This is a genomic window from Paraburkholderia sp. EG304 (assembly GCF_046543485.1).
GTDB classification, from domain to species: domain Bacteria; phylum Pseudomonadota; class Gammaproteobacteria; order Burkholderiales; family Burkholderiaceae; genus Paraburkholderia; species Paraburkholderia youngii.
Window position 1 is genome coordinate 1 of sequence record NZ_JBKGUA010000009.1, and the last position, 24126, is coordinate 24126.

Here is a 24126-nt window from a genome sequence, read left to right on the forward strand (position 1 = left end):
CATCGCGCCGCGTCCGTTTGCGGTGCCTCTCGAAACCCGCACCTTCGTCAGCTTCCATCGCCAGCGTCTGCTGCTTCATCCTGTTCTGCCTTCCTTATCCACTCCGCTCTATAACGCTCCGAGTAGCTATGCGGTGGACTTGATCAGCAATGCCCTAACGCTGATGCGTCGTTCGAGCTCATCGGCCAGGCGCGCCTCGGTGTGCTCGGTCTCGTTTGAAGGAAGCCTTCGCTGCACGCAATGATGCGTCGGCGAAGGCCCTTTCTGATCGCAGCTTCGACCACCTTTACGAGCAGGCGGCGAGTACTGCCTCACCGTCGCGCGAGCATGGCAAGCGAGCGATGCTGCTGCAATTGCGAGTCATATCCGGCAAGCGCGCCTTCGAAAGAGCGCACAGCCGACCGTGTCGCGATAGTGGTTGTGACCGCGTCTTCGTGTGTCGTTTCGGTCGCGGCGCCTCCATTCACGACGTGACGCGCACCGCTCAGGCAATAACCCGAAACGCGCCGCGCGTTCAAACATACACGCCCGGTGCCGTTTTCGATCAGCGGCGCGAGCGCGGCTTCCACTGCCCGCTCCGAAACACCGAAAAGAAGTGTCGGCCGGTTCGCGTAGGAAGTCATGTTGCACCTCCATTCGTCTGGTTCCTCAACAGAGGCGACAGAGGGCCGATGGGAATGTTCCAGCTCGCACACCGCAACGGACGCCTGATCGGTTGGACTCCCCTGTAATCGACCAGCGTCTCGAGGCCTGCTTTATGCTGTTCAATCTCCAGGCTCGGGAATCGCCCATTTTCGATTCGAACAAGGAGATAGGCTCATGAGGGCCAGGTCCGGGCGGCACATATCTGCGCCACGGGCGGTCTACTACGCCCTCGCATCGAATATCGCTGTCGCCGTGTGCAAGTTCGCCGTCGCGTTCTACACCAACTCGGGGTCCGCACTCGCCGAAGCCGTACACTCCAGCGCCGACTGTCTGAACCAGATTGCGCTGCTCGTCGGGCATCGCGCCGCGCGAGCCGAGCCCGACGAGCAGCATCCACTCGGCTTCGGTCGCGCGACCTATGTCTACGCAATGCTGGTGGCGCTGCAGCTTTTCATCTTCGGCGGCGTTGCGTCGATGGTGATCGGCGGCTTTCGAGCAATCCATCACTCACGGCTCGAACAGCCTTCGCTCGCGATCGCCGTGTTGTGCGTGTCCGGCGTGATCGAGGCAGTCGCTCTCAGAGCCTCCATTCGCACGATCGAACCCCGCCATCGCGCCGGCGGGCTACTGAAATGGTTCAGGGAAAGCGGCAGGCCGTCCGTGATGCTCGCGGTCAGCGAGGATGTCGCCGCGGTAACGGGCGTGCTCGTCTCCCTGATCGCGATCGGCATTACGGTGCTCACCGGCAATCCGCTTTACGATGCGCTCGGCAGTGTCGGCGTCGGCGTCGTGCTGATGGTCACGGCTCTGTTCTCGATGCGCGAGATTCAATCGCTTCTCGTCGGTGAATCGGCGCACCAGCGCATACGCCAGGAGATGCGCGCGTGGCTCAGCGAGCGCCACGAAGTCCGTCGCATCGTCAGTCTGATCGCCTTGAAGTGGTCGGAGGATCTGGTGATTGCGATTCAGGCCGAACTCGAACCGCACGACAGTGCGAACGACATGGTGCGCACGATCAACCGCATCGAGCACGAATTGAAGGAGCGCTTTCCCTCCGCCCGATGGATATTCTTCGAGCCCGAATTGCGAGAACATGGCCGAGCCCCGCTCTAGTAACGAAAGAGAGCATCGGCGACACGTGGCGCGCCGCTTGCTTCGTATACTGATGCGCAGGCGAGACGGAGACGGTTTGTTCCCCCAATGAACGGCTCGGTCAGGCCGACCCGCGATACGGCTGAGGGTGGCAATGGATAGCTTGCAGTGTGAGTACGACGATTGCGTGGTGCTGGTTCGCGCACTTCGGAACTGGATTGACCGCCACTGGCCCATCGACCGAGCGCGCGTCAAGGCCGAGATGGGGCAGCTCATCGACATGGTGGAACGGGCCGGACCGCGCGACGCGATGTTTCACGGTCGTCTCGATGCGGCGCGCTCGCTGATCGTGCTCGGGCGATTGACGGACGCGCTGGACTGCGTCGATACGCTACTGCCGGTCGTGCAACAAAGCGAGCTCAGCCCCAGGCGTTGGCCGATTACCGCACGGCGCTGGAGACCGTAAAACTCGCCATGGCGTGATCGAACGCATCGCGCCTGTCGCAACGACTCAGGCCGGATAGCCTACCGGGATCAGATAGAGGACGGTCTGGCCGCGAGGCAGCCCGAGCTTGCGCGCCGCCGGAGCGCCGTCGACGGCGCCCACGGGCACGGCGACGAGCCCCAGCGCGACGATCTGCAGCAGCATGTTCTCGGTCGAATGCCCGACTTCGAGATCGGCATACAGATTGGCTCTCCCGCCATATCTCGCGGTCAGCCTGCTGGGGTCGGCGGCCACCACGAGCAAGGCCGGGGCCGCCTCGACCGACGCCTGATTGACCGCAAGCGCGCGCAGTTCGGGGCGCAGGTCGTGGCTGGCGCGCTTCTCTGCCCGATGGCCTTGCGGCAGATAGTGCATCACCTCCGTAGCAGTCACCACGTACAGTTCGAGCGCATACAAAGCGCCGGCCGCCGGAGCCGCACGCTTGCCGTCCGAGCTGGTGATGCCCTGCCCGGCCCACATCAATTGGCCGATGACCTCGACCGGCAGCGGCTTCGACGCGAATCTGCGCACGGACCTGCGCTTTGCGATGGCTTCCTCGAGGGACACCGTGCCTGTGAGGTTGGGCTTGGGCAACTCGATCTGATCAGTGAATTTCGCCTCGGCTCCGTGCGCCAGGCTGGTAGAACCCTCGGCGAGCGCGCCTGCGGCCAGCGCAACCAACAGTTCACGGCGTTTCATTGGGCACCTCCATCAGCAAAAAAGCAGGCTGGCAGGCAAAGCCTGTAGCCTGCGCGATTCTCGGCACTGCGCGTTGGCAAACACGGTCAGGCAACAGAACCCGCAACCGGTGTACGCCGCACATCCGACAGATAGATCAGGATCAGCGAAACCCAGACGATCCCGTAAACGAACATGAAGCAGGCCGAACGCACCCTGAAAAAATCCAGCAGGATGCCGAAGATTATAGGCAGCAGGAATCCGCCCAGGCCCCCTGCAAGCCCGACGATCCCGGTGACGACGCACATGTTCTCCGTAAAATCGTCGGCCACGTACTTGAAGTTCGACGCGATGCCAAACGCGAAAGCCGCGCCGAGCACGAACGCCAGCGCAACGAACACATAGACGGTTACGCGCAGGTGAATGCTCGCGGTACCGTCGATCGTGTGAATCACGAAATCGGTCGGCGGATAGGACAGCAGGAACAGGCAGATCCACGCGACCCATAGTCCCTACCACGTCACGCTATGGGCGCCGAGGCGATCGGCCAGCGCTCCGCCTACCGCCCGCAGCACCGACCCCGCGGATAGTCCGTCTGCTGCGTTTCTCACGTGACGATGCCGCCCTTGACATGGATCTTCCAGGAGCAGGACCCCGTGCAGTTCACGCCATGAGTGGAACGAACTATCTTGTCGTGCTGCCAGCGTTGGCTGGTAAGCATCTTCATTGCCGGTCTTCATCTGTGACAGCACCGTGACCATCCGAAAACTGCGGACGGAGGGCCGTAAAGTAACGTAACCTGTCCAGGAGATGGCTCATGTGCGTCCTGCCTCTATCGGAGTGGGTCGGCGCAAGGTCGCGAAGGGGATTTGAAACGGACAAACTGCGGATGACGTCCGCTTCGTGCCTGAAGGGCTGCCTTGATGCCCGGCACGGACGCTCCTTGGCACACTCAACGTCTCCATCTATGGTGACATGCGTCAAGTCTCCCCCAATCGGACTTTGGTCCTACAAACGCCGCCCGCGCGGTGGTGTAGGTTTGTGATGCGCAACCGACAGGAGAGCAATCATGTGCCGTTGGCTCGCTTATACCGGCAACCCGCTTCAGCTCGAAACCGTGCTGTTCAATGCCCGGCATTCGCTGATCGATCAGAGCATGCATTCGCGGCTCGGCGCCACCACCACCAATGGCGACGGTTTCGGGATCGGCTGGTATGGCCATCCCACCGACATTCCGTTTCGCTACCGCTGCATCCAGCCCGCATGGAGCGACCGCAATCTACGCGAGGCAGCACGGGCGATCCATTCGCCGCTATTCGTTGCGCATATACGCGCGGCGACCGACACGCCGTCGCAGGAAACCAACTGTCATCCGTTCCGCCACGGCCGCTGGCTGTTCGCGCACAACGGGCTGGTGCGCAACTACCCGAAGGTGCGCCGCGATCTGATGGTGCAGATCGACCCCGAACTATTCCCCTCCATCGAGGGCTCGACCGATTCCGAGGTGCTGTTTTTTCTCGCGCTGTCCTTCGGGCTGGAGCTCACGCCGGTCACCGCGCTCGAACGGATGGTCGGCTTCGTCGAAGCCACCGGCCGCCGGCATGGCATCGATGAACCGCTGAACATGACCGTGTGCGCGACCGACGGCGAGCAGATCATCGCGGTCCGTTATTCGAGCGAAGGGCAGTCGCGCTCGCTGTTTCACAGCACGTCGTTCCGTCATCTGCGCGAGTTGTATCCGGACGACGAGCGCATCAGGACGGCCGGCGAGAACGCGTTTCTCGTGCTGTCAGAGCCGCTCTCCGACTTGCCGGGCATCTGGCAGGAAATCCCCGAGAGTACGGCGGTGGTCGCACGCGGCGGCGAGATCGAGCAGTATGCGTTCAAGCCGCGAATGAACTGAACCGCGCCTGGAATTTTGCGCCCCGCCGCCCTATGCTGCGGGAATGAGCAAGGTCAACGGCACAAAACGTGCATACCGGCTCGGGAGAAACGCGGCGTGTCATCTTCGAATCCGGGACCGACGGCAGAAGACAAGCTCGCCTTCTGCGTCGCCTGCACCGCACTGGACCAGGCGACTCGCGATCTGCAACAGTTGAGAAGTAACCCGGCAGCATCGCTGAATGCGCTGTTAAGAGCGCAGCGCGACTACGAATTGACCCGGGTGCAATGGCAGCGCTGCCAGTGGCAACTGCGGGCCGCAACGGCCCACGCAGTGAAGAGACCATCACAATGCATCGGCGCGGTCGTCATCGTTGGGCACGACAAGGCGGTCCGGGATTCTCTGCGTGTTCTGCTCAATGTAAAAGGATATGGACGCTCCAAAGCGCTCGGTTTCGACCATTGGCATGAAATATGGCTCGAGCCATCGCGCCAATTGATCATTCTCGACGTTCCCGTCAATTCAATTACGACCGCGTTGTGGTTCGTGGAGAGCTTCGATACAAGCATCGATAAGCCGCGCATCATCGCGCTGGCGCGGCCGGAAGACGCAGCCAGTTTCGCTGGCAAGGTCGATGCCATCGTTGCCAAGCCCATCGTGCTCGAAGAATTGCTTTACGCAATCGACTTGATCCAGTTGCAGACGAAGACTCCTGCGCATCATAAGTGACGGTGTCCGTCGGCACGGCCCGAAGTTCGTTCGTTCCCTGTAGAAGCCCGTATTTCCGCGTATTTCCACCGAAGCCGCGCTTCGCATCTGCTTGCCGAAGCCGCGCAACGCCCCCACGAACACCCCGGGCCCGCAATTTGCTAAATGTGGCGGCGAGGTGACATATATATGAACGACGACAAATTGATCGAGCCGGAATCCGCCGTACGCGATCCCGTCGAGCGATCGTGGATCAGACGCCTGGGCCCTGGCCTGATCACGGGCGCGGCCGACGACGATCCCTCCGGCATCGGCACTTATTCGCAGGCAGGCGCGCAGTTCGGGTTCAACCTTCTGTGGGTGATCCTGATCACGTATCCGTTGATGACCGCGATCCAGCTGGTGAGCGCGCAGATTGGCCGGGTGACCGGCAAGGGTCTCGCGTCGAACATTCGCGCGCATTATCCGGCGTGGCTGCTGTACGGCGCGGTCGCCCTGCTCGTCGTGGCAAACGTGATCAACATCGCCGCTGACCTGTCGGCGATGGGCGCCGCGGCCGGACTGCTGCTGCCAGGTCCGCAGCACCTTTATGTCGTCTGCCTCGGGGCGTTCTCGGTGATCCTGCAGATTTTTGTCCCCTACGAAAGCTACGCGCGGATACTGAAGTGGACCGCTCTATCGCTTCTTGCGTACGTCGCGGTCGCTCTCATCGTGCCGATCCCTTGGGGCGAAGTCGCGCGCGCGATCGTGTTGCCGCGCATCTCGCTGACGTCGGACTATCTGACCATGATCGTCGCGGTGCTGGGCACGACGATCAGTCCGTATCTATTCTTCTGGCAGGCGTCGCAGGAAGTCGAAGAAATGCGCTCGGCACCGCAACAGGCGCCGTTGCGCCGCGTGCCGCACCAGGCGCCCGCGCAGCTGCGACGAATCCGCTTCGATACCTGGGTCGGCATGGGCGTGTCGAACTTCGTGGCATTTTTCATCATGTTGACGGCGGCGGCTACGCTGCATCTGCATCACATCGAAGTGAAAACCTCGGCCGATGCCGCGCGGGCGCTCGAGCCGTTTGCCGGGCGTTTTGCTTACGTCCTGTTTGCGCTCGGTATCATCGGCACCGGCCTGCTCGCACTGCCGGTTCTCGCCGGCTCGGCCGCCTACGCCGCCGCGGGCAGCTTTCGCTGGCGCAGCAGTCTGGCATTGCATCTGACGCTCGCGCGCGAATTCTATGCGGTGATCGCACTGGCCATCGTCGGCGGTGTGGCCATCACCTTCATGCATTTCGACCCTATCCGTGCGCTCTACTGGAGCGCGGTGATCAATGGCATTACCGCGGTGCCGATCATGGTCGTCATGATGCTGATCGCGCGAAGCCGGCGGGTCATGGGACAGTTCGCCGTCAAGGGCGTGCTGGCCTGGGGAGGATGGCTCGCAACGCTCGCGATGGCGCTGGCGGCGGTGGGCGTGTTCGTGCCGTCGTAACCAGACGCGTGTTCACCTCGAACCCGGCTTTCGTATGTGAAAACGATGCTTCGCAATTCGCGCCGCACGGGTTGCGCAACGGCAACCGTATCTGAACTTCCTCGTTTTACGTTCGTCTGAACGGTGCGTCCGGCCACGGACGGCGCCGCCACATGCTGACGGTTCGCCGACAACCGCGTGGCCGCTCCCCGTTCGACGATCAAGGAGGATTGCACATGCCGAAGAAGCGTTCAGACGAATCGCCAGCCGCACGCGGCAACCGCGGTAGCAGGATCCTCGCCGCGCCGGTTTTCTCGCAACCGCAGCCCACGCCGGACCCGCAAACTTTCGTGGTCAGGCACGCATCCGACACCGCGGCCTACAAGGTCATCGACGAACTGAACCGCGAGCACAAGCTGAAGGCGCTGCCGTTTCCGCCGCCGCGCGGCGGCACCGAGCCCCGGCTGACGTTTGCCGAAGTGGTGAACAACAACCAGAAGCTGCTCGATACGATCAGCGAGAGTGGACAGATCGTCTTTCACGCCACCGGCGATTGCGGCAGTACCAAAGGTCCGTCCACCCAGAACGAAGTCTCGGACAAGATGGTCAGCGACTTCGACGAAGCCGATCCCGCCGAGGTGCCGCAATTCAACTTTCTGCTGGGCGACATCGTCTACAGCTTTGGCGAGGCGCAGTACTACTACGATCAGTTCTATGAACCGTATCGCAACTATCATGCGCCGATTCTCGCCGCTGCCGGCAACCACGACGGAATGGTTTCGCCGTTGAAGCATGAGAAAAGCCTGCAGGCGTTTCTCAGGAACTTCTGCTCCGACTGCTTCCAGGTCTCTCCCGACGCGGGCCACCTTTCACGGACCGCGCAAATTCAGCCAGGCGTTTTTTTCACGTTCGAGGCGCCGTTCGTGCGCATCATCGCGTTGTACAGCAATACGCTCGAGGATCCCGGTGTGATCGCGGACCGTCACATCGGCAACAGTCAGCTGAAGTTCCTGAAAGCGGCGTTATTGCGGGTGAAGAAAGAGAACTATCGAGGCGCGCTGCTGTTCGCGCATCACCATCCGCCGTATGTGGCGCGCGGGCGTCACGGCTGGAGCGTGGAAATGCAACAGCAGATCGATACCGTTTGCGATGAGGTCGGTATCTGGCCGCATGCGGACCTCGCGGGACACGCGCACAACTATCAGCGCTTTACGCGAACCCGTTCCGATGGCACCCACATCCCTTACATCGTTTGCGGCAACGGCGGTCACGAGGTGCAGCGGCTCACCACCAACGGACAGCCGCCCCTTCGCGCGCCGCAGCTGATCCAGGCCGCGTCGAAAGACACCGATGCGGTCGTCCTTGAAAGCTACGACGACCGCAACTTCGGCTATTTGCGGCTCGTCGCCAACGCGAGGCAGCTGCGCATCGAATACCATCCCGCCGTCGACGGACCCAATACGAAAACCCCGGACGACCAGGTGACCATCGATCTGGCCACCCGACAGGTCGCTCATTATGTCGCTCGCGACTCGGGCATACCCGCTCTTGCGGAGCGCATTCGTCAATTCGCGCAGGTCCAGCCTCGCAAAGACTGACAGGTGCGCAACTCGTCCCGATCCGATGCGATCCGCGGCTCCCGCTGGTTTCCCCGCATTAAAGATTCGTGAAAATCTACCGTAATCGTAAAAGTGAGGCGGCTCGCAGCGTTCGAGCCGTCGCTCCACCCGGTAGTCGGAGAACAGCGTGAGATTCAAAGCGGCGGCCCCGTGCCCCAACAAACCCAACCCGATTGAGTCCCGGGTCGATAGCGACGCACACCCGAATGGCTGGTCAGCCCGCAACCAGCAGTTTCTTTCCTATTTCCTGTCGCGGTATGGTCAACGCAGGACCATACCGCTGACGAGTCTTTGCATCGCCGTCATTGCCGGCGTTGGCGTCGGCGCTCTCGTGCATCAAGCGGCCAGTGAAGCGGCGACTACTCTACGTGTTGCGTTGTCGATGATGTCCGGCGTCGCCGGCCTCGCGATCGTTCGTCGCAAACTCGGCCTGGATTACGCGCGGCAAAGCGCCGCCACCGCATTGGCGAGCGGGCTTCTGCATGCGAATCGCGACTGCCTGAAGGTGCTCTCTACCGACGGAAAAATGCTGCGGGTGTCGGAGCATGGCGCGATGTTGATGGAAGCGGAGTCGCCGGCGCAACTGTCCGGCGCGGACTGGCTCGCTTTCTGGACCGGCGAGGACCGCGCGGCGGCCGAGCAGGCTTTGGCGGGCGCCGCCGCCGGCAACAGCACATCGTTCACGGGAAGCTGCGCGACGACGCGCGGGCGCACCAAATGGTGGAACTCGACGCTCACGCCAGTAACAGGCGACGACGGCGCGGTGACCGCGCTGCTTTGTGCGTCGGAGGATGTCACCCAGCAATCGGAACTGTTGAAGACACTGCGCGAACGCGATGAGCTGATGCATGAGATGGAGTTGCATGTCCGGCTCGTGTTCTATTCGTATAGCTCGCATTTCGAACACTGTCATCACATCAGCGCGGGGGTCGAACGCGTGTTCGGCATTACGCCTCAAGAGCTCAGCAACCGGCCTTCGGCGTGGCTCGACCTCGTGGTGCCGGAGGATCTGGAGCCTTTGCTCGCCGAGATGAACCGCATCGCGTCCGAAGTGTCGGAAGGTCGCTTCGAATACCGCATCCGCCGCCCGGACGGTTGCCTGCGCTGGATCAGAAGCACGGCCTACCCGGTGTGCGATGGCTCCGCGAACGTGGTGCGCATCGTCGGGGTCAGCGAGGACATCACGCTGGAACAGGAACGCCTCGCGGCACTCGACCATCTGGCCTACACCGATGGGCTCACGGGGTTGGCTAACCGCGGCGCGCTGATCCGCCACATGAAGAAGCTTTGCAGGCAGAACGTCGCCTTCGGTCTGATGTTCGTCGATCTCGACCGCTTCAAGGTCCTCAACGATACGCTGGGCCATACGGCCGCTGACCGTCTGTTGCAGGACATCGCCAAAGTCATCCAGGGCGCGCTTCCGCCGGATGCCTGTGTAGCGCGCCTCGGCGGAGACGAGTTCGCGGTGATCGTCAGGGGCGAGAGCGACAAGGTCACGCTGGCAAGCCTCGCGCAGTCTCTTCTGAACCTGTTTTCAAGCGACGTTCGAAAAGACCACGCCGCGCCGTTCGTCACGGCGTCGATCGGCATATCCATCTATCCCGAGCATGGCCGCGATCACGAGGCGCTGCTGACGAGCGCGGACATCGCGATGTATGCGGCGAAAAAAGGCGGCCGCAACGGCTTCCGGTTCGCGGACGAAGCGTCCAGCGATGTGCTCGGAGATTTCGAACTGGAGTGCAATCTGCCCACGGCGCTGGCGTCGAACCAGTTCGTGCTGCATTTCCAGGGTATTCACGAGCCGGCCTCTCTGACGGTGAAAGGCGTCGAAGCACTGGTTCGATGGAATCATCCAATGCGAGGTCTGGTGGGTCCCGGCAGCTTCATCCCGATCCTGGAGGAAAGCGGGTTCATCGTCGAAGTCGGGACATGGGTCATGGACGCAGCCCTCGCTCAACTGGCCGTCTGGCAGGCCGCCGGCAAAAAAGGGCTGTCGATGTCGGTGAACGTGTCCGCGCGTCAGTTGCGGGATGACTCGCTGGTCGCGATAGTCGACCAGGCGCTGCGAAAACACCGGGTGCCGCCGCGCTGCCTGCAGATCGAACTGACCGAAAGCGCGTTGATGGAAAACCCCTCACTCGCGCAGGCAACGCTAATGGCGCTCAAGCGCCTGGGCGTGCGCATCGCCATCGACGACTTCGGAACGGGATACTCGAGCCTGCGCTATCTGGCCGATTTTTCGCCGGACATCGTCAAGATCGACCGCTCGTTCACGGCGAGGCTAGGCCGCGACTCGGCGGCCGCGTCGATCGTCCGGGGCATCATTCAGATGTCGCACGAACTCGGCATCAAGGTAACGGCCGAGGGTGTCGAAACGAATCAACAGCTGCATGCGCTGCGCGACGCAGGCTGCGACTTCGTGCAAGGGTTCTTTTTGACGAAGCCGATGAAGGCGGAGAATCTGGTTCAGTGCGAATGCTCTCTGTCCTCGTCCGCCGCAACCTCGGCAGCTAGCGTCTGCTCCCATTGAGAAACAGATCCGCGACGACCGAGCGCAGCCATCGATTGCCGGCTTCGTGATGGTATTTCGCGTGCCAGTGCTGGCGCACCGCGAACCTGTCAACCGGAAAAGGACACGAATGGACCACGACGTCGTTCGTCCGCGCCAGCGTCTCGCCAATGTGCCGTGGCAAGGTAGCGATCAGATCGGTCGACTTGATGATCGATCCGAGTCCGAGGAAGCCGGGCAATTCGAGCACGACGTCGCGTTCGATGTTCTCGCGCAATAACGCCTGTTCGAGCAGTTGGCCGCCCGTGCCAGCCGCAATGACGACGTGCCCCTCGCTGCCGTATTGCTTCAGACTCAGCCGCGCACGCACGCGAGGATGATTGCGGTTCGCAAGGCATACCCAGTCCTGCATATAAAGCTGTTGCTGGTACATACCGCCCCCCAGCCATGGCACGTGCCCGATCGCAAGATCCGCCTCGCCGGATTCGAGCGCCCGCTCCGTATTGCCGTCGATCCTTGCCGCTTCCAGCCGAACGCCCGGCGCCTGCGCCCGCAAATGCGCCAACATTCGCGGCAGCAGCGTAATGTGGCTCGCGTCCGTCATGCAAATACGAAAGCGTCGTTTGGCGGTGGCGGGATCGAACGAGATCTCCCAAGCAGCGAACCGGCGCAGCGACTCCAGAATTTCCCTGCACGGCCCGATCAGCGCGTCAGCCTGCGGCGTGGGCGTCATACCGCCCGGCGTGCGAACGAACAATGGGTCCTGCAAATGCTCGCGCAAGCGACCCAGCCAGATGCTGACCGTCGGCTGACTTTGCCCGAGCTGCTCTGCGGCGCGCGTGACGCTTCGCACGTCGTAAAGCAGGTCGAAAAGCTGAAGCAGCTTGAGGTCCGGAAGCTCAGTGGTACTCATGGCGGTATTGTCATTTGCAATATCGCCATTGTATCCATTACGTTATGCCCATGAACGGACGTCCGTACCCTGGGCCTCCTCGCCCCCACATGCGTCAAATGAGCGGAACGGTCAGGCGGTCGATGATCGCTTGCGTCTGCGGTCGAACGCCGCGCCACCACTCGAACGCCTCCGCAGCCTGCTCGACGAGCATGCCGACGCCGTCGGCGATGCCCTGCACGCCCGCATTTCGCGCGAGCCGCAGGAACGGCGTGAGCCCCTTTCCATACGCGAGTTCGTACGCGGTTCCCGCTGGACTGAACACCTCCGGGGGAACGGCGGGCAACTGACCGGTCAGGCTCGCCGATGTCGCGTTCACGACGAGGTCGAACTGCCCCATCCCTTCGAGTTCCCGGTAGCCGCATGCGATCAATGGGCGGCTGCTCGCGACTTGCGCGACCAGCGCCTCGGCCTTGCGCACATCGCGATTCACGACGACCAGTTGCGCCGGACGCGCCGCGATGAACGGCAGCAACGCGCCACGCACCGCACCGCCCGCACCGAGCACGAGCACGCGCTTGCCCGCCATCGGCTGAGCGAGGTTCACTTCGATATCGCGCACGAGACCGACGCCGTCGAAGTTCTCGGCAATGATCCGGTCGTTTTCGAACTTCAGCGCGTTCACGGCGCCCGCGAGCGCGGCCCGTTCGCTGCGCTCGTCGGCAATCGCGAACGCTTGCAGCTTGAATGGTGCGGTGACGTTCATGCCTCTGCCGCCCGCGGCGATGAACGTCTTGACGGTCTCGGCGAAAGCATCGGCGGGCTCGATCGGACCTTCGATCGCCGAGTAGCTGATGTCCTGTCCGGTCTCCTGCGCAAACAGACCGTGGATCAGCGGAGATTTCGTGTGGCCGATCGGATTGCCGATCACCGCGTATCGGTCGCTCATCACGCGCTCCTCTTCGAAAACAGCACGCCCTGGGTCTGCATCGCGTCGATTTCTGCGGCGCTGAATCCGAGCGACTGCGCGACTTCCGCGTTGTGCTGCCCCAGGTCCGGGCCGACTTCGCGGATCGACGTATCGCAGTCGGAGAAGCGGAACGGCAGGTTAGGCAGGCGCAGCTTTCCGAAGCGCGGATGGTCCTGCTCGATCACCATGCCACGCGCGACGATCTGCGGATCGTTGAGCACTTCATCGATGCGCTGCACTTTTGCGCAAGGCACGTCGACGCCATCAAGCAGCGCCAGCACGTCGGCGACCGGGCGCGCCGCAACCCATGGCTTGACGACCGCGAGAATTTCTTCGCGATGGGCGTTGCGTCCGTTCAGACGGTGGAACCTCGCATCGGTTCCGAAGCCGGCCGGACCGCCGTGCTGTTCGACGAGCGAAGCAAACCGCTTCCACGCATCGTCGACCTGCGCGGCGATCACCAGATCGCCATCGGCCGCGCGAAATACGCCGTACAGTGTCGACGTCGGCATGTCGTGCCCCGTCTGCTCGGGCAGCACGCCTTGCATCGTGTAGCACTGCACCGCGTACTCGTGCATCGACACCAGCGTGTCGTACAACGCCATGTCGATGTGCTGGCCGCGACCGCTCTTCACGCGCCCGAGCAAGGCGGCGTTGATCGCGGCGACCGCGTGAATGCCCGTGTACATATCGCCGAGCGAGATGCGCATCAGCGGCGGCGGTTCACCCGGATTGCCGATCATCTGCATGATGCCGCTCTTCGCCTCGGCGATCAGACCGAAGCCCGCGCGATGCGCGTCGGGTCCGGTGTGACCGTACGCCGAAATCGAGCAGTAAACGAGACCCGGATTGCGCTCGGACAGCGCGGCATAGCCGAGGCCCAGCTTGTCGAGCGCACCGGGCCGGTAGTTTTCGATGAACACATCGGCCGAATCGCACAGGCGTTGCATGAACTCCTTGCCGCGCGAGTCTTTCATGTCGACGCTGACGCCGCGCTTGCCCATGTTCAGTTGCAGGAAATAGGCGCTTTGCTGGTCGTCGAGGATGGTCGCGTGCTGCCGGCCGGCATCGCCGCTGCCGGGACGCTCCACCTTGATCACTTCGGCGCCGAGCGCCGCGAGGCAGCGGCCCACGTACGGACCGGCAAGAAAGTGGCTGTAGTCGACGACGCGAATACCTTCGAGGGGGCGGGCTTGCATCAGTTCGCTCCCGGACGGCGCGGCACCATCAGGCGATGTTCGCCGCGCTGGACGACCTGGCCGTCCTGATTGATCAGTTCGGACGGCAGCACGACGATGCCCCAGTCCGGACGGCTGTTGCTCGCGCGCATATTGCCGACGCGGAACTTGACGTGAAGCACGTCGTTGACCTTGATCGGCAGCAGGAAATCCCACGTCCAGCCGAGCGACATGCCGGGGAGAAAGCGATAGTCGCTCTGCGTCTTCAGCCCATCCGCGATCGACAGGCCGAACAGCCCGTGCGCGACGATCGAACCGAAGTGGCTCGCGTTCGCATATTCCTCGTCGACATGCACGGGCGTGTGATCGCCGGTCAGATCGGCGTAAGCGAGAATGCGTTCTTTCGTGACGGTATAGGTCGGGCTCACGCACTCGTCGCCCTCGTTCGCGTCGTCCCAGTACTTTTCGATGATCGTGCTCATGCTTTACGCCTCCGCGCGTGGATTGATCGCCAGCGCCTGCGCAACGCACGTGGCGGGTTTGGCCTGAATCACTTCGACCGCGAGTCCATCCGGCAGACGCAGCCAGTTGCGCCCCTGCGGCATTTCACTGACGCCGAACGCTTGCGCCGCGGCGAGCGACGCCTCGAGGTCCTCGCACATCACGCCGAGATGCGCGAGCCGGCCCTCGGGACCCTCGTAGCGCGGATCACTGATGAACTGCAGTCCGCCGAGCGTCCAGTACTGACGCGGCTCGTCGCGCGTGCCATCCACCTCGCGCATGGTCATGCCGAAGACTTCTTCGAAAAAGCGGATATGCCAGTGAATATCCGTCACCCAGATGGCGACGTGCTCCAGATAGGCTTTCGCGCCGCTCATGCCGTCGCTCCTTCTCGCTGACGGTCCGTCAACGCGCGCTCGATGCCCTTGATGCACGCGACGAGCGTCGAATTGACCGGCGTCGGCACGCCGAGGCGCTCGCCCCAGCGCACGACCGCTCCGTTGATGAAGTCGATTTCCGTGATCGAGCCTTTTTCGAGGCTCTGCAGCATCGAGGTCTTGAACGCGGGCGAGAGTCCTTCGGCCGCGAGCGTCCAGGCTTGTTCCGCTTTCGTCATCGAAAGATGGATGCCGGCGGCCTTCGCGGCTGCCATCGCTTCTTCGATCGCCGCCAACGCGGTGGCTTTCAGAACGGGCTCTTCGTACAGTTGCCCATACGTCAGACCGGTGATGCCGGTGATCGCGCCCGTCGCGACGTTGATCAGCAACTTGTCCCACATGGTGCCGAGGATGTTGTCGCTGATCGTGGTCGTCAGACCCGCGCTGTTGAACGCGTCGGCGATGGCGCGGACCCGGTCGGTGACCCGGCCATCGAGTTCGCCGACGATCGTCAGCTTTCCGTTCACGCCCGACTGGATGTGCCCCGGCGCCTTCAGCACGCCGCCCACATAGGTCTTGCCCGCCAGCACGCGCTCCCGGCCGACGATTTCGCTGAGCACGTCTTCATGGCCGAGGCCGTTTTGCAGCGACAACACGAGCGTGTCGGGTCCGACGAGATCGAGCGCGCCGCGCATTGCCGAATCGGTGTGGAAGGACTTGACCAGCACGATGACGAGGTCCACCGGCCCGACTTCGGCGGGGTTCATCGTCGCGCGAACTTTTACGCGGCGGGAGCCGTTGGCATCGTCGACTAGCAGGCCGTCGCGGCGCATGGCCTCGACGTGCGCCGCGAAGCGGTCGACCAGCCACGTCTGATGGCCGCCTTCAGTCAGCGCGGAGCCGATCGCGCAACCCAACGCGCCGGCTCCCAGGAATGCGATCTTCATAGATGTCTCCGTGATATGGAGACGAAGATACGATTCCGACCTCATGCTGGCAATGCAATGGATGCAATAACGTCATTGCGAATTTTAATATCGAAGCTATCAATGCGTGCCCACCATTTGCCCGCTCTGTCTCGCGCTCATCGCCGCGGCGCTTTCCGCTCGGTGCATCGCGGCCACCTTCGCTTCCGCTGCCTGGATATCGGCGGGATACGAACCATCATCGCCCATCGACGGGTTGTATCCCGCCGCTTCCAGTTCCTCGAGTTCGTGCATGACCTCCGCACGCGTGAGTTGATGAGGCTGGGGCTCCGACACAGTTTGCGCCTCCGCGCTTGCGGAACTCGCCATCAACATCGCACCGGCGATCATGAGGCTCAGTAACGGGGAAACCGCGTATTGATTCAACGAATCGGATTTCATGATGTACTCCTTTTGACCTGAGGATGTATTCGCGCATCTGCATTCACTTCGGACCGTCTCGTCAGATCGTGAGTGTTACGCGATGCACATCCGGTAGACGGAGTTTTCTCGTTGGATATTCCCGGTCTTTTCTAAATAGAACTACCACGCAATCTCCGACGTTCGATCCCATTGCGCAATTGACCTGCGACGAACGCGCCGACGATCAGAGACAGATACAAGGCCACGAGATCGTGACGCCATGCGTTCAATGCAAGCTGATGCGCAATCAGTTTCGGATCGGGAGTTGGAAGGACCGCCCGCTTCGCTTCGACCGCTCGCATCATCCGGACAAAGCCTGCGGCGGACAACAATGGCAGCACGATGACCCATGTCAACAGCACGGGCCTCATGCGAAGCGCCCAACGCATGTGACGCAAGCGAAACCATAGTCCGAGACATCCGTGTATCCATCCCGGCGCGAGCAGCGCAAGCTGCAAACCCTGCGTACCGGTCGTCAGCAACTGGATCACGACACGCTCGTAGTCCGGTTCGAAGCCATAGAGCGTGGACGCGAGCCGGGTCGTCACAGCATGACGGATCAGCAGCAGCGGCAGGCTGAGTCCTGCCCACAAACGCACCCATTCCGCCAGAGGCAATGCCCAGTGACGGCGGGCATAAATCGTTCGCATCGCCAGCACGAAATGCAGCGCGGCCGCTCCGTATAACGCGATCGTTCCAGGCGCGCTGCGCCAGAGCCGCAGCGCCAGAACCAGACCGCGTCCGGCCAGTTCGAGCGACCAGATGCCGAGCGCGTGATTGAGCAGATGGAGAAAGAGATAGACCAGCAACACCACGCCGGAGCCGAGTTGCAATCGCCGCAATGCGGCCTGCGTCCGCAACGTCATGCGAACGTCCCGCTGGTGTCGTGCGTCACGTGCGGGGCAAACGCCGCATCGTCGACCATGTTCATTTGATCACCCATCCGATGTCAGTCTTACCTGCAAGACCACCGAGATGCGGTGCTTATTCCCGATTCGACTCACGTCGCATCATCGGTTCGAGCCCTGTCAAAGCGTCGCCGTCACCCCACCATCGACATAAAGAACATGACCGTTAACAAAGTCCGACGCGCCGCTCGCGAGGAAGATCGCCGCGCCCACCAGATCCTGCACATCGCCCCAACGCCGCGAAGGCGTGCGATTGACGAGCCAGTTGCTAAACGCTTCATCGTTGACCAGCGCGTCGGTCAGTTCCGTCCTGATGTAGCCTGGGCCGAGTCCATTGACCTGAATGCCATACTGGCCCCAATCGATCGCCATGCCTTTCGTCAACATTTTCACGGCGCCTTTGCTCGCGGTATAGGCGGCAATATTGGGCCGGCCGAGTTCGCTTTGCACCGAGCAGATATTGATGATCTTGCCGCGCCTACGCGCGATCATGTGCCGCGCGACCGCCTGCCCGACCAGAAACACGCTATCCACATTGGTCTTCATCATTTGTTCCCATTGCGCATGGGAGAACTGCTCGAGCGGCGCGCGCCGCTGCATGCCGGCGTTGTTCACGAGAATATCGATCGAGCCGATCTCGCTTTCGATCTGCGCCACCGCCGCGTCCACCGCGTCCGGAGCAGTCACGTCGAAACATCGCCCGTGCACCTTCGCGCCCGCGTCGCGCAGGCGGCTGACCGCTTCAGTCAGCCTCGCTTCATTGCGGCCGTTCAGCACGACTTCGGCACCGGCGCCCGCGAGCCCTTGCGCCAACGCATAACCGATACCGGTACTCGATCCGGTAACGAGCGCGCGGCGCCCACTCAGGTCGAACATCTGCAGACTGTGGTTCAAATCATCCCCCTTTTTGCATTCGATGTACCAGCGTTCGAGTCGTGAAGCTAACCCGATGAATCGAGATCGTGCCGGAATCGACGGCGCTGCGCGGCGTCGGTGATGCAAGCTTCGACCCGTTGAACGAACTCGTCGAAACTTGCGGCATGCCGCGCCTCGCGACTGGCGATCATCTTCGCGATCGGCCCCACATAGACGGCCAGTTTAACGGCGACGGCATCGATGCTGGCCTGATCGATCGCACTGCCCGGTGACGTGCCTGCGGCGCTCGCGGGCGAGACAGCCGATACCTTCGCCGCAGCCGCCGCGACGCCTGAGCCCGGCGATGACGACGCGACCATCGACATATCTGGCGAGCCCGCCGTCAGCCGCGCGAAGGCCTGCTCGAATTCGAGCCGCGCCGTGTCGGGCAACCCCGCCGCCAGTTGCGCGCCGAGCGCCGGCAGGTCGCTCGCGTGGGCGGCCGCGCGTCGCACCAGCAGGCTCGCGAGCGGGCCCATGTGGATCGCGAGTTGGCGTTCGATGCGCGCGAGCATCTCAGGCGACCAGCTCCGCGGCGCCGAAGGCACAGGCATCGGCGGGTTGCCGCCAGCCGTCGCGTGCGCCGGCAAGGAAGCGGACGCGGACCAATACGCGGTGGGCGCCACGATAGTCCGGTCATCGTCGGCCGCGGCGGCTGAGACGGCCAACGACCTCAAGCTCGCGAGCCATTCCGCGGCCGAACCGAAGCGGTCGTCCGGCCGCCGCGCGAGTGCCCTGGCGAGCATCGCGTCGATTGCCGGCGGCAACGCGGAGACGATTTCCGATGGCCGGGCCGGCGCATCTTTGAGGATCTTCTGCCTGATCGTAGCCGGCGAGCCGACGAACGGCTGACGGCCGGTCAGCATCCGGTACAGCACGACGCCGGCCGAGAACAGGTCCGCGCGCGCATCGACCGATTCGCCCTCGAACTGCTCGGGCGACATGTAGCTCGGCGTGCCGATCATCCACCCGGACGAGGTTGCCGATGAGCCGATGCGCGCGACGCCAAAATCGGCGACCTTCAGCAGTCCCGCCGCCGTGACGAGCAGATTCGCGGGCTTGATGTCGCGATGCACGACGCCCGCCTCATGCGCATACGCGAGCGCGGCAAGCAATTGCGCAAGCCAGTGAAAAGCGTCCGAGAGCGGCAGCGGGTGGCCGGGCACCAGCAAGGTATCGAGGCCATGTCCGGCGACGTACTCCATCACGATGTAGGCCGTATCGCCGTCTTCGCCGAAATCGTGGACCGTGACGATGTTCGGATGCGCGAGCCGACCGGCCGCGCGCGCCTCGTTGCGAAAACGCAGCAGCATGTCGCCGCTACTGTCCTCGCTGGCGAGGAGTTCACGGCGCACGGTCTTCAGCGCCACCGGTCTTTCCAGGTGCGGATCGAACGCGAGATAGACGACGCCCATGGCTCCCGTGCCGAGCACGCGGTCGATCCGGTACTTGCCAATCCGAGTAGGCGTTGCTTCGTTGCTCATGCGGGTTCCGATCGAGGGGCGCCTGGCCGATCACGCCAGCTTACGCCCCCAGCATCCGCAGCGCTTCGACGAGACTCGTTTTCATGCGGTTGAACGACACGGCGAGCGACGCGATTTCGTCGCCGCCGCGCGTCGAAAACGATGCGGTGTCGAGCTTGCCGAGGCTGACTTCATCGGCCGCGCGCGACAAAGCCTTGAGCCGCTTCGTCACGAGGAAATGCACCATCAGGTTCAGCGCGATCAGCACGCAGCCAAACACCGCGGCGAACGACAGCATGAACGTGCGCCACACGCTGTGCGCCTGTCCCAGCGGCAGCGACATCGGCACGGACACGACCTGCGCGCCGATCGTTTCATGCAAAGGCCAGTTGAAGCCGTTGGCCGGCCCGTACTTGTCGATCATTGTGCGCGGCGCCGCGCTGGGCGTGCTGTGGCATTCGAGGCACGCGGCCGAGTCGATGCGGGTCGGCCGCGCGATGTAGAGACTCGGGCCCGACGGCGTCGCGCGTTCGCCAATCAGTTCGGGCAGTTCGGGGTGGTCGTGCAGGCGCCGGATCACATCGGTCTCCCAGTCCGTGGCGCGGTCGCGCGGGTTGGTCGGATCGAGCATCGCGCTCTTGTACGAGAAGCCCGGAAATTTCTTCTGGATCGCGAGCAGGCTTTCGACCGCGGAATATGCGGGAATCGACTGCGGCACGAACGCGTATTTGATCTGCGTGGCAAGCAGCGGCGTCACCTGTTCGGACGTGTAGTTCTGCGCCGCGGTGGCGGCTTCGATCATCAGGCTCGCGTCGCGCACGGTCGTCTGCACCGCGTTTTGCTGCAACACCCGGTCGGCCACGAAGCCGGTCGCGGCGAATCCCGCGGCGAACACGACGAGGAAGGCGAGATTGAACTTCACGGTCAACGACAGGTTCATGGCTGCTCCACGCGAATGGTGTGCAAGGGCGTCAACGCCCGGTGGTGCATGGTATGTCAATGATGCTCGTCGTCGTCCGCCGTCGGTTTGTCCCGGTATATCGAGCCGGGGCCGTATGGTGGACGCACTAGCGGCGCTGCTGACGCGGGCCTTTTGGGTGGCTCGCTCGCCGGGCGCGGCGGCGGTGGCGGATGCAAAATCGGCCGCCATTCCGGCAAAACGTCCAGATGGCTATCGACCTGCGCGCGAAAGGCAGCAGTTTTCAGCCGCGGCACGAAGCGTTTGACGAAAGTGCCGCGCTCGCTGACGCTGCTCGTGAGCCAGGCGGAGACGTCGGCGTAATCGACGGCGCGCAGTGGCGCGGCAAGTTCGTGTCTGCTCGGGAGCCGCCCCGCTACCCCGACCAACGCGTCCCGAAAGCCCGGCGGCATCGTGCCGATGAACTCCGCGGACGGCCGGGGTTGCGCGCGCAGAGGGTCGTCGGCATGTCGCTCGAGGTACTGGCCCGCGCGCAAGGTCAGTTTGGGCGCCTGGGCAGGGGCGCGAACGACGGCGATCGCATCATCGCCGGACTCCGCGAAGATGGCGGCGCGCTCGCCGGAGGTCATCGTGACGACCGACCACGGACCATTGCCTGAAGGTTTGAGCTCGAGGCCGTGAAGCTCGATCGACAGCGGCGCTTGCGTGGCTGCGCTCGGGTTGCGGGTGACCTTGAGCCAGCCGCTCAGCATCGTGATTTGCAGCGGTCCCGCCGCGGCGTTTTGCGGCGCCGACGGCGCGTTGAGCAGCACTTGCGTTTGCGGCCCGAGCGCGATCAGCGTCCCCGCACTGTCTTCGAGTTGCGCGGACTTGCCGACGTCGGTTTCGATGATGTCATCGTCGCGCAGCCTGGCGCCCTCTCCCGTCCGATACAGTGAGGCGCCGCGAATCACCGACACGGGACTCTCGGCGAACGACACGACAACCTCCGCATGCACAAGCGGCACCGCCGACGCAAGCAGCGCCAACGCGCCGCCCGCGCGTGCGCGCAAGAAGGCCGACGCCAGCATGACGAGGAAACGGCGAGCGAATGGCATCATCGGGGTCCGTTACGTCGGGGTCTGCGGTACTGTGTATCGTAGACGGTCCGATTCGTCGAGGGGTTCACCGACGATCGCCGACGCACAACGTATTTGCCCCAATCGCGGCACGCGAACCGCCGCGCCCGCGTCAATTCGCAAACGTGGCCAGCTTGAACGTGCACGCAGTCGCCCCCGGCATCAGCAGCCCCTGCTCCACGCCGACGGGCACCTGACTCTTGCCCGGCCCGTACAGCCAGTAGGTGAAGTAAAGCGCTCCCGCATGACTGACCGCGAGCCGTTCCAACGCTTGGAATGGCCCCGAATTGATCTTGCCCAATTGCGGCACGAGGTTGATATCGGTCGAACCGCCGAGCGTGTGCGGAATCGCGTGGCCGCGATGGTAGGTCCCGCCGTTCGCGAGCGGGTGTCCGCGCATCCGCGTGGCGATTGCCTTGCGCGGCACCGCACTCTTTCCCTGACTGATGCCCCACGCCGCGACGAGGCGCTCGGTCGACATGTCGAACAGATAGGAAAACTGGCTCACGGTCGTTTCGAGCAAGTCGCACGATGCCACGCGCCCAACGTAGTCGTCAGCCCACAGGTCGACTAGCAGCGGCGCGACCTCGTCGTTGAACGCGTCTGCCGCATGCGCTTGCGACAGGCGCGGCAAAATGCGGTTGAGTTCTGCGTAATCCGTCATACGTCACCTCGACAGCGCGTTTCGCGCGGGCTCGCTTCGTCCTCGCTTGGTCCTCGCTATCCGCCCGCTCTCGCGACCGCCTCCTGCAAGCGCCGCCGCACCTTGCCGACATCGATGCCGCCGGGTCCCGGCGTATCGATGATCGGCATATAGCGCGCGGGCGTATGCAGCAAGTAGGCCTGCATCTCATCGATCACGATCCGGTCGCTCGGGTCATAGCCGAGATTCTCCAGTTGCCGGGTCAGCTCCGCGCGTTCCTCGTAGCTCAGTACCTGCCACCAGAACGCGCGGCACGCGTGCGCGTATGCGCCGTCCGAGAAGTACTGCCAATGACCCAATTCGTGACTGAGGATCGCCGCCCGGACCGTGGCGTCGATCATCTCGCCGCCCGGCGCGCGACCCAGCCCGGGAATGGTGATCAGAAAGTCGTGTGCGTTGGCCGCTTTCCAGGTCCCCTTCTCGTCGCGAATCAAACGCCATCGCACGAGAATCGTCTGCAGAGTGCGCTCGCCCTGGTTCAGCACCACGCCCTGCTCGCGCGCGAGTTCGAAGAAATGCGTCAACTCCTCCGTGCTGAAGTTGTTGCCCGCCGTCAGCCCGGTCGGGTCGGTGCCGAAGCGCCGCGCGTGAGCCGCGATGGCCGCCGCCGACACCACCCGGTCGTGCGGCATGTCGCGGCGTTCGAGCAATGCCACCACCCGTGCGAACATCGCGCCCTGTTGCTCGAGGCTGGCCGCCTGCATCACATAGAGGCCGGGATGGTCCGTCACGGTGAACAGTTGCTGGCGGGCGTCGGGCGCCAACGCGGCGGCGAGCTGGGCAAGCGGCAAGCGCACCGCGCCGGTGTCGTCGTCGACGGCGGCGGGTCGGTTGGCGGCCTCGTTCGAGGCCTGCGGACCCGCGGCGACCGCGATCGTGGCCACGCACGCGAACAGCAGCATCGCCCGTTTCGCGACGTCGCAATACACGCGATAACGTGTCATCGGCGGCAACCTCGAAAGCACCTAATCCGTGACCGTGACGATCGTCACCCGACGGTTCTCGGGCGCCGTCGGATTGCGCTTGTTCAACGGATCGGAAGAACCCTTGCCGAGCGACGACAGCCGCTCCGCCGCGATGCCGTCCTTCTGCGTGAGATATTCGACCACCGCGGCCGCACGGTCTTCGGAGAGCTTCATGTTGGCATCGGCCGACCCGCGAGGATCGGCGTGCCCTTCGACGCGAAACCGGTACGCCGCGAGTTTCTCCGACTGCAATGCGCCGGCGACCTTGTCGAGCGCGGCCTTCGCGCTGTCGGTGAGCGTGGCCGAATTGGTGGCGAACGTGATCAGGATCTGCGCGGCGGGTTTTCTCGCGGCCGCGGGGCGGGGCGCGGCGGACGGCGGCTTGTTCGACAGCACGAAGCCGCGCGTCACGACGTTCTCGCCCGTCTCGCTCGACTCGTCGGGTTGGAGCGCGCGTGTCACCGACTGCTCGTTGATGTCCTGCTCGTTCAGGACCGGTTCGGCTGCGCGCGCGGCCGTGCACAGCAACGCAAGCAAGCACAGCGCAGCGGACAGAACGCTGCCTGGAAAGCGTCGTGCGGAACAGGAATAGGTCAGGCGTGACAGGCGTGACAGGCGTGACATACGGCGATCTCCGCGCAATGGAGTTGCGGTAAGGCCGCCAGCGCCCCGTCCCGGACCGTCGGCGAACACCGGCGGGAACCGGCGTATGACAGCCTCATCACTTAAAGACGAATGACGGGAAGTCAAT

25 protein-coding genes and 2 pseudogenes are annotated in these 24126 nt (G+C 63.4%); 8 read left to right on the top strand and 19 right to left on the bottom strand.

Annotated features, from left to right (window positions below; genetic code table 11):
• Positions 1 to 244: hypothetical protein (locus ACLFKU_RS13030; protein ID WP_410849364.1), on the top strand; the 244-nt coding region annotated here is incomplete at its 5' end.
• Between the two features lie 67 nt (positions 245 to 311).
• Here ACLFKU_RS13030 and ACLFKU_RS13035 read toward each other — a convergent pair.
• Positions 312 to 623 (bottom strand): hypothetical protein, encoded by a 312-nt coding sequence (locus ACLFKU_RS13035; protein WP_410849365.1) that lies wholly within the window; start codon positions 621 to 623, stop codon positions 312 to 314.
• A 196-nt stretch (positions 624 to 819) separates the two neighbouring features.
• Here ACLFKU_RS13035 and ACLFKU_RS13040 point away from each other — a divergent pair, with 196 nt between their 5' ends.
• Both ACLFKU_RS13040 and ACLFKU_RS13045 read left to right on the top strand, forming a co-directional pair.
• Complete coding sequence (locus ACLFKU_RS13040) at positions 820 to 1758, top strand: cation diffusion facilitator family transporter (protein ID WP_410849366.1); 939 nt, start codon at positions 820 to 822, stop codon at positions 1756 to 1758.
• A gap of 133 nt (positions 1759 to 1891) precedes the next feature.
• Complete coding sequence (locus ACLFKU_RS13045) at positions 1892 to 2203, top strand: hypothetical protein (RefSeq protein ID WP_368581749.1); 312 nt, start codon at positions 1892 to 1894, stop codon at positions 2201 to 2203.
• A 45-nt stretch (positions 2204 to 2248) separates the two neighbouring features.
• On the opposite strand, the gene ACLFKU_RS13050 is transcribed toward ACLFKU_RS13045, so the two are convergent.
• From ACLFKU_RS13050 to ACLFKU_RS13060, 3 genes and pseudogenes are all read right to left on the bottom strand, one after another.
• Positions 2249 to 2920 carry a SagB/ThcOx family dehydrogenase gene (locus tag ACLFKU_RS13050; protein ID WP_410849367.1) on the bottom strand — a complete coding sequence of 224 codons (672 nt, stop codon included), beginning with the start codon at positions 2918 to 2920 and terminating at the stop codon, positions 2249 to 2251.
• Positions 2921 to 3006: 86 nt separating this feature from the next.
• Positions 3007 to 3480 (bottom strand): annotated as a pseudogene (locus ACLFKU_RS13055) (MFS transporter); the annotation flags it as partial.
• 29 nt (positions 3481 to 3509) lie between these two features.
• Positions 3510 to 3718: pseudogene (locus tag ACLFKU_RS13060) on the bottom strand (nitrate reductase); the annotation flags it as partial.
• 250 nt (positions 3719 to 3968) lie between these two features.
• On the opposite strand from ACLFKU_RS13060, the gene ACLFKU_RS13065 reads away from it, so the two are divergent.
• The 5 genes from ACLFKU_RS13065 to ACLFKU_RS13085 all read left to right on the top strand — a co-directional run bounded on the left by ACLFKU_RS13065 (position 3969) and on the right by ACLFKU_RS13085 (position 11099).
• Positions 3969 to 4802 carry a class II glutamine amidotransferase gene (locus ACLFKU_RS13065; protein WP_368581747.1) on the top strand — a complete coding sequence of 278 codons (834 nt, stop codon included), beginning with the start codon at positions 3969 to 3971 and terminating at the stop codon, positions 4800 to 4802.
• Positions 4803 to 4898: 96 nt separating this feature from the next.
• On the top strand, positions 4899 to 5510 hold the full coding sequence (locus ACLFKU_RS13070; protein WP_410849368.1) for a response regulator receiver protein: 612 nt from the start codon (positions 4899 to 4901) through the stop codon (positions 5508 to 5510).
• A gap of 168 nt (positions 5511 to 5678) precedes the next feature.
• Positions 5679 to 6971, top strand: a complete 1293-nt coding sequence (locus tag ACLFKU_RS13075) for an NRAMP family divalent metal transporter (RefSeq protein WP_410849369.1) — start codon at positions 5679 to 5681, stop codon at positions 6969 to 6971.
• Between the two features lie 215 nt (positions 6972 to 7186).
• Positions 7187 to 8548: a metallophosphoesterase family protein gene (locus tag ACLFKU_RS13080; protein ID WP_368581744.1), complete on the top strand. Its 1362-nt coding sequence runs from the start codon at positions 7187 to 7189 to the stop codon at positions 8546 to 8548.
• Between the two features lie 148 nt (positions 8549 to 8696).
• Entirely contained in the window at positions 8697 to 11099 is a 2403-nt protein-coding gene (locus ACLFKU_RS13085; protein ID WP_410849370.1) for an EAL domain-containing protein, read from the top strand.
• On the opposite strand, the gene ACLFKU_RS13090 is transcribed toward ACLFKU_RS13085, so the two are convergent.
• The 15 genes from ACLFKU_RS13090 to ACLFKU_RS13160 form a co-directional block, all read right to left on the bottom strand.
• Positions 11080 to 11991 (bottom strand): LysR family transcriptional regulator, encoded by a 912-nt coding sequence (locus tag ACLFKU_RS13090; RefSeq protein ID WP_410849371.1) that lies wholly within the window; start codon positions 11989 to 11991, stop codon positions 11080 to 11082. The two genes, ACLFKU_RS13085 and ACLFKU_RS13090, sit on opposite strands and share 20 nt — an antisense overlap.
• Before the next feature lie 94 nt (positions 11992 to 12085).
• The gene (aroE, locus tag ACLFKU_RS13095) at positions 12086 to 12919 is read right to left on the bottom strand and encodes a shikimate dehydrogenase (protein ID WP_410849372.1); all 834 of its coding nucleotides are present in this window, start codon (positions 12917 to 12919) and stop codon (positions 12086 to 12088) included.
• Positions 12919 to 14139, bottom strand: coding sequence for a CaiB/BaiF CoA transferase family protein (locus tag ACLFKU_RS13100; RefSeq protein WP_410849373.1), 1221 nt, complete (start codon positions 14137 to 14139; stop codon positions 12919 to 12921). Before ACLFKU_RS13100 ends, aroE begins: the two co-directional genes overlap by 1 nt.
• On the bottom strand, positions 14139 to 14600 hold the full coding sequence (locus ACLFKU_RS13105) for a MaoC family dehydratase (protein WP_176120311.1): 462 nt from the start codon (positions 14598 to 14600) through the stop codon (positions 14139 to 14141). The genes ACLFKU_RS13100 and ACLFKU_RS13105 overlap by 1 nt, the downstream gene beginning before the upstream one ends.
• 3 nt (positions 14601 to 14603) lie before the next feature.
• Positions 14604 to 14996 (bottom strand): VOC family protein, encoded by a 393-nt coding sequence (locus ACLFKU_RS13110; protein WP_410849374.1) that lies wholly within the window; start codon positions 14994 to 14996, stop codon positions 14604 to 14606.
• Positions 14993 to 15943 (bottom strand): ketopantoate reductase family protein, encoded by a 951-nt coding sequence (locus tag ACLFKU_RS13115; RefSeq protein ID WP_368581738.1) that lies wholly within the window; start codon positions 15941 to 15943, stop codon positions 14993 to 14995. Before ACLFKU_RS13115 ends, ACLFKU_RS13110 begins: the two co-directional genes overlap by 4 nt.
• 99 nt (positions 15944 to 16042) lie before the next feature.
• Positions 16043 to 16363, bottom strand: a complete 321-nt coding sequence (locus tag ACLFKU_RS13120; protein ID WP_410849375.1) for a DUF4148 domain-containing protein — start codon at positions 16361 to 16363, stop codon at positions 16043 to 16045.
• Between the two features lie 131 nt (positions 16364 to 16494).
• Positions 16495 to 17250 (bottom strand): hypothetical protein, encoded by a 756-nt coding sequence (locus ACLFKU_RS13125; protein ID WP_410849376.1) that lies wholly within the window; start codon positions 17248 to 17250, stop codon positions 16495 to 16497.
• Positions 17251 to 17412: 162 nt separating this feature from the next.
• Positions 17413 to 18168: a glucose 1-dehydrogenase gene (locus tag ACLFKU_RS13130; protein ID WP_368581955.1), complete on the bottom strand. Its 756-nt coding sequence runs from the start codon at positions 18166 to 18168 to the stop codon at positions 17413 to 17415.
• A 65-nt stretch (positions 18169 to 18233) separates the two neighbouring features.
• A complete protein-coding gene (locus tag ACLFKU_RS13135) occupies positions 18234 to 19691 on the bottom strand; it encodes a serine/threonine-protein kinase (RefSeq protein WP_368581735.1) in 1458 nt (485 codons plus the stop codon).
• A gap of 40 nt (positions 19692 to 19731) precedes the next feature.
• A complete protein-coding gene (locus ACLFKU_RS13140; protein ID WP_368581734.1) occupies positions 19732 to 20610 on the bottom strand; it encodes a DUF3365 domain-containing protein in 879 nt (292 codons plus the stop codon).
• A 56-nt stretch (positions 20611 to 20666) separates the two neighbouring features.
• Positions 20667 to 21689: a hypothetical protein gene (locus ACLFKU_RS13145; protein WP_368581733.1), complete on the bottom strand. Its 1023-nt coding sequence runs from the start codon at positions 21687 to 21689 to the stop codon at positions 20667 to 20669.
• 130 nt (positions 21690 to 21819) lie between these two features.
• A complete protein-coding gene (locus tag ACLFKU_RS13150; protein ID WP_368581732.1) occupies positions 21820 to 22371 on the bottom strand; it encodes a hypothetical protein in 552 nt (183 codons plus the stop codon).
• 56 nt (positions 22372 to 22427) lie between these two features.
• Positions 22428 to 23354, bottom strand: coding sequence for a hypothetical protein (locus tag ACLFKU_RS13155; RefSeq protein ID WP_368581731.1), 927 nt, complete (start codon positions 23352 to 23354; stop codon positions 22428 to 22430).
• A 21-nt stretch (positions 23355 to 23375) separates the two neighbouring features.
• Positions 23376 to 23999, bottom strand: coding sequence for an OmpA family protein (locus ACLFKU_RS13160; protein ID WP_410849377.1), 624 nt, complete (start codon positions 23997 to 23999; stop codon positions 23376 to 23378).
• Between the last annotated feature and the right edge of the window lie 127 nt (positions 24000 to 24126).

Coding starts and splice junctions, on each gene's coding strand:
- ACLFKU_RS13065 (WP_368581747.1), top strand. CDS start 3,969: ATGTGCCGTTGGCTCGCTTATACCGGCAACCCGCTTCAGCTCGAAACC.
- ACLFKU_RS13135 (WP_368581735.1), bottom strand. CDS start 19,691: ATGAGCAACGAAGCAACGCCTACTCGGATTGGCAAGTACCGGATCGAC.
- ACLFKU_RS13150 (WP_368581732.1), bottom strand. CDS start 22,371: ATGACGGATTACGCAGAACTCAACCGCATTTTGCCGCGCCTGTCGCAA.
- ACLFKU_RS13120 (WP_410849375.1), bottom strand. CDS start 16,363: ATGAAATCCGATTCGTTGAATCAATACGCGGTTTCCCCGTTACTGAGC.
- ACLFKU_RS13045 (WP_368581749.1), top strand. CDS start 1,892: ATGGATAGCTTGCAGTGTGAGTACGACGATTGCGTGGTGCTGGTTCGC.
- ACLFKU_RS13040 (WP_410849366.1), top strand. CDS start 820: ATGAGGGCCAGGTCCGGGCGGCACATATCTGCGCCACGGGCGGTCTAC.
- ACLFKU_RS13075 (WP_410849369.1), top strand. CDS start 5,679: ATGAACGACGACAAATTGATCGAGCCGGAATCCGCCGTACGCGATCCC.
- ACLFKU_RS13125 (WP_410849376.1), bottom strand. CDS start 17,250: ATGACGTTGCGGACGCAGGCCGCATTGCGGCGATTGCAACTCGGCTCC.
- aroE (WP_410849372.1), bottom strand. CDS start 12,919: ATGAGCGACCGATACGCGGTGATCGGCAATCCGATCGGCCACACGAAA.
- ACLFKU_RS13160 (WP_410849377.1), bottom strand. CDS start 23,999: ATGTCACGCCTGTCACGCCTGTCACGCCTGACCTATTCCTGTTCCGCA.
- ACLFKU_RS13145 (WP_368581733.1), bottom strand. CDS start 21,689: ATGATGCCATTCGCTCGCCGTTTCCTCGTCATGCTGGCGTCGGCCTTC.
- ACLFKU_RS13080 (WP_368581744.1), top strand. CDS start 7,187: ATGCCGAAGAAGCGTTCAGACGAATCGCCAGCCGCACGCGGCAACCGC.
- ACLFKU_RS13105 (WP_176120311.1), bottom strand. CDS start 14,600: ATGAGCACGATCATCGAAAAGTACTGGGACGACGCGAACGAGGGCGAC.
- ACLFKU_RS13115 (WP_368581738.1), bottom strand. CDS start 15,943: ATGAAGATCGCATTCCTGGGAGCCGGCGCGTTGGGTTGCGCGATCGGC.
- ACLFKU_RS13130 (WP_368581955.1), bottom strand. CDS start 18,168: ATGTTCGACCTGAGTGGGCGCCGCGCGCTCGTTACCGGATCGAGTACC.
- ACLFKU_RS13155 (WP_368581731.1), bottom strand. CDS start 23,354: ATGACACGTTATCGCGTGTATTGCGACGTCGCGAAACGGGCGATGCTG.
- ACLFKU_RS13110 (WP_410849374.1), bottom strand. CDS start 14,996: ATGAGCGGCGCGAAAGCCTATCTGGAGCACGTCGCCATCTGGGTGACG.
- ACLFKU_RS13035 (WP_410849365.1), bottom strand. CDS start 623: ATGACTTCCTACGCGAACCGGCCGACACTTCTTTTCGGTGTTTCGGAG.
- ACLFKU_RS13140 (WP_368581734.1), bottom strand. CDS start 20,610: ATGAACCTGTCGTTGACCGTGAAGTTCAATCTCGCCTTCCTCGTCGTG.
- ACLFKU_RS13090 (WP_410849371.1), bottom strand. CDS start 11,991: ATGAGTACCACTGAGCTTCCGGACCTCAAGCTGCTTCAGCTTTTCGAC.
- ACLFKU_RS13100 (WP_410849373.1), bottom strand. CDS start 14,139: ATGCAAGCCCGCCCCCTCGAAGGTATTCGCGTCGTCGACTACAGCCAC.
- ACLFKU_RS13050 (WP_410849367.1), bottom strand. CDS start 2,920: ATGAAACGCCGTGAACTGTTGGTTGCGCTGGCCGCAGGCGCGCTCGCC.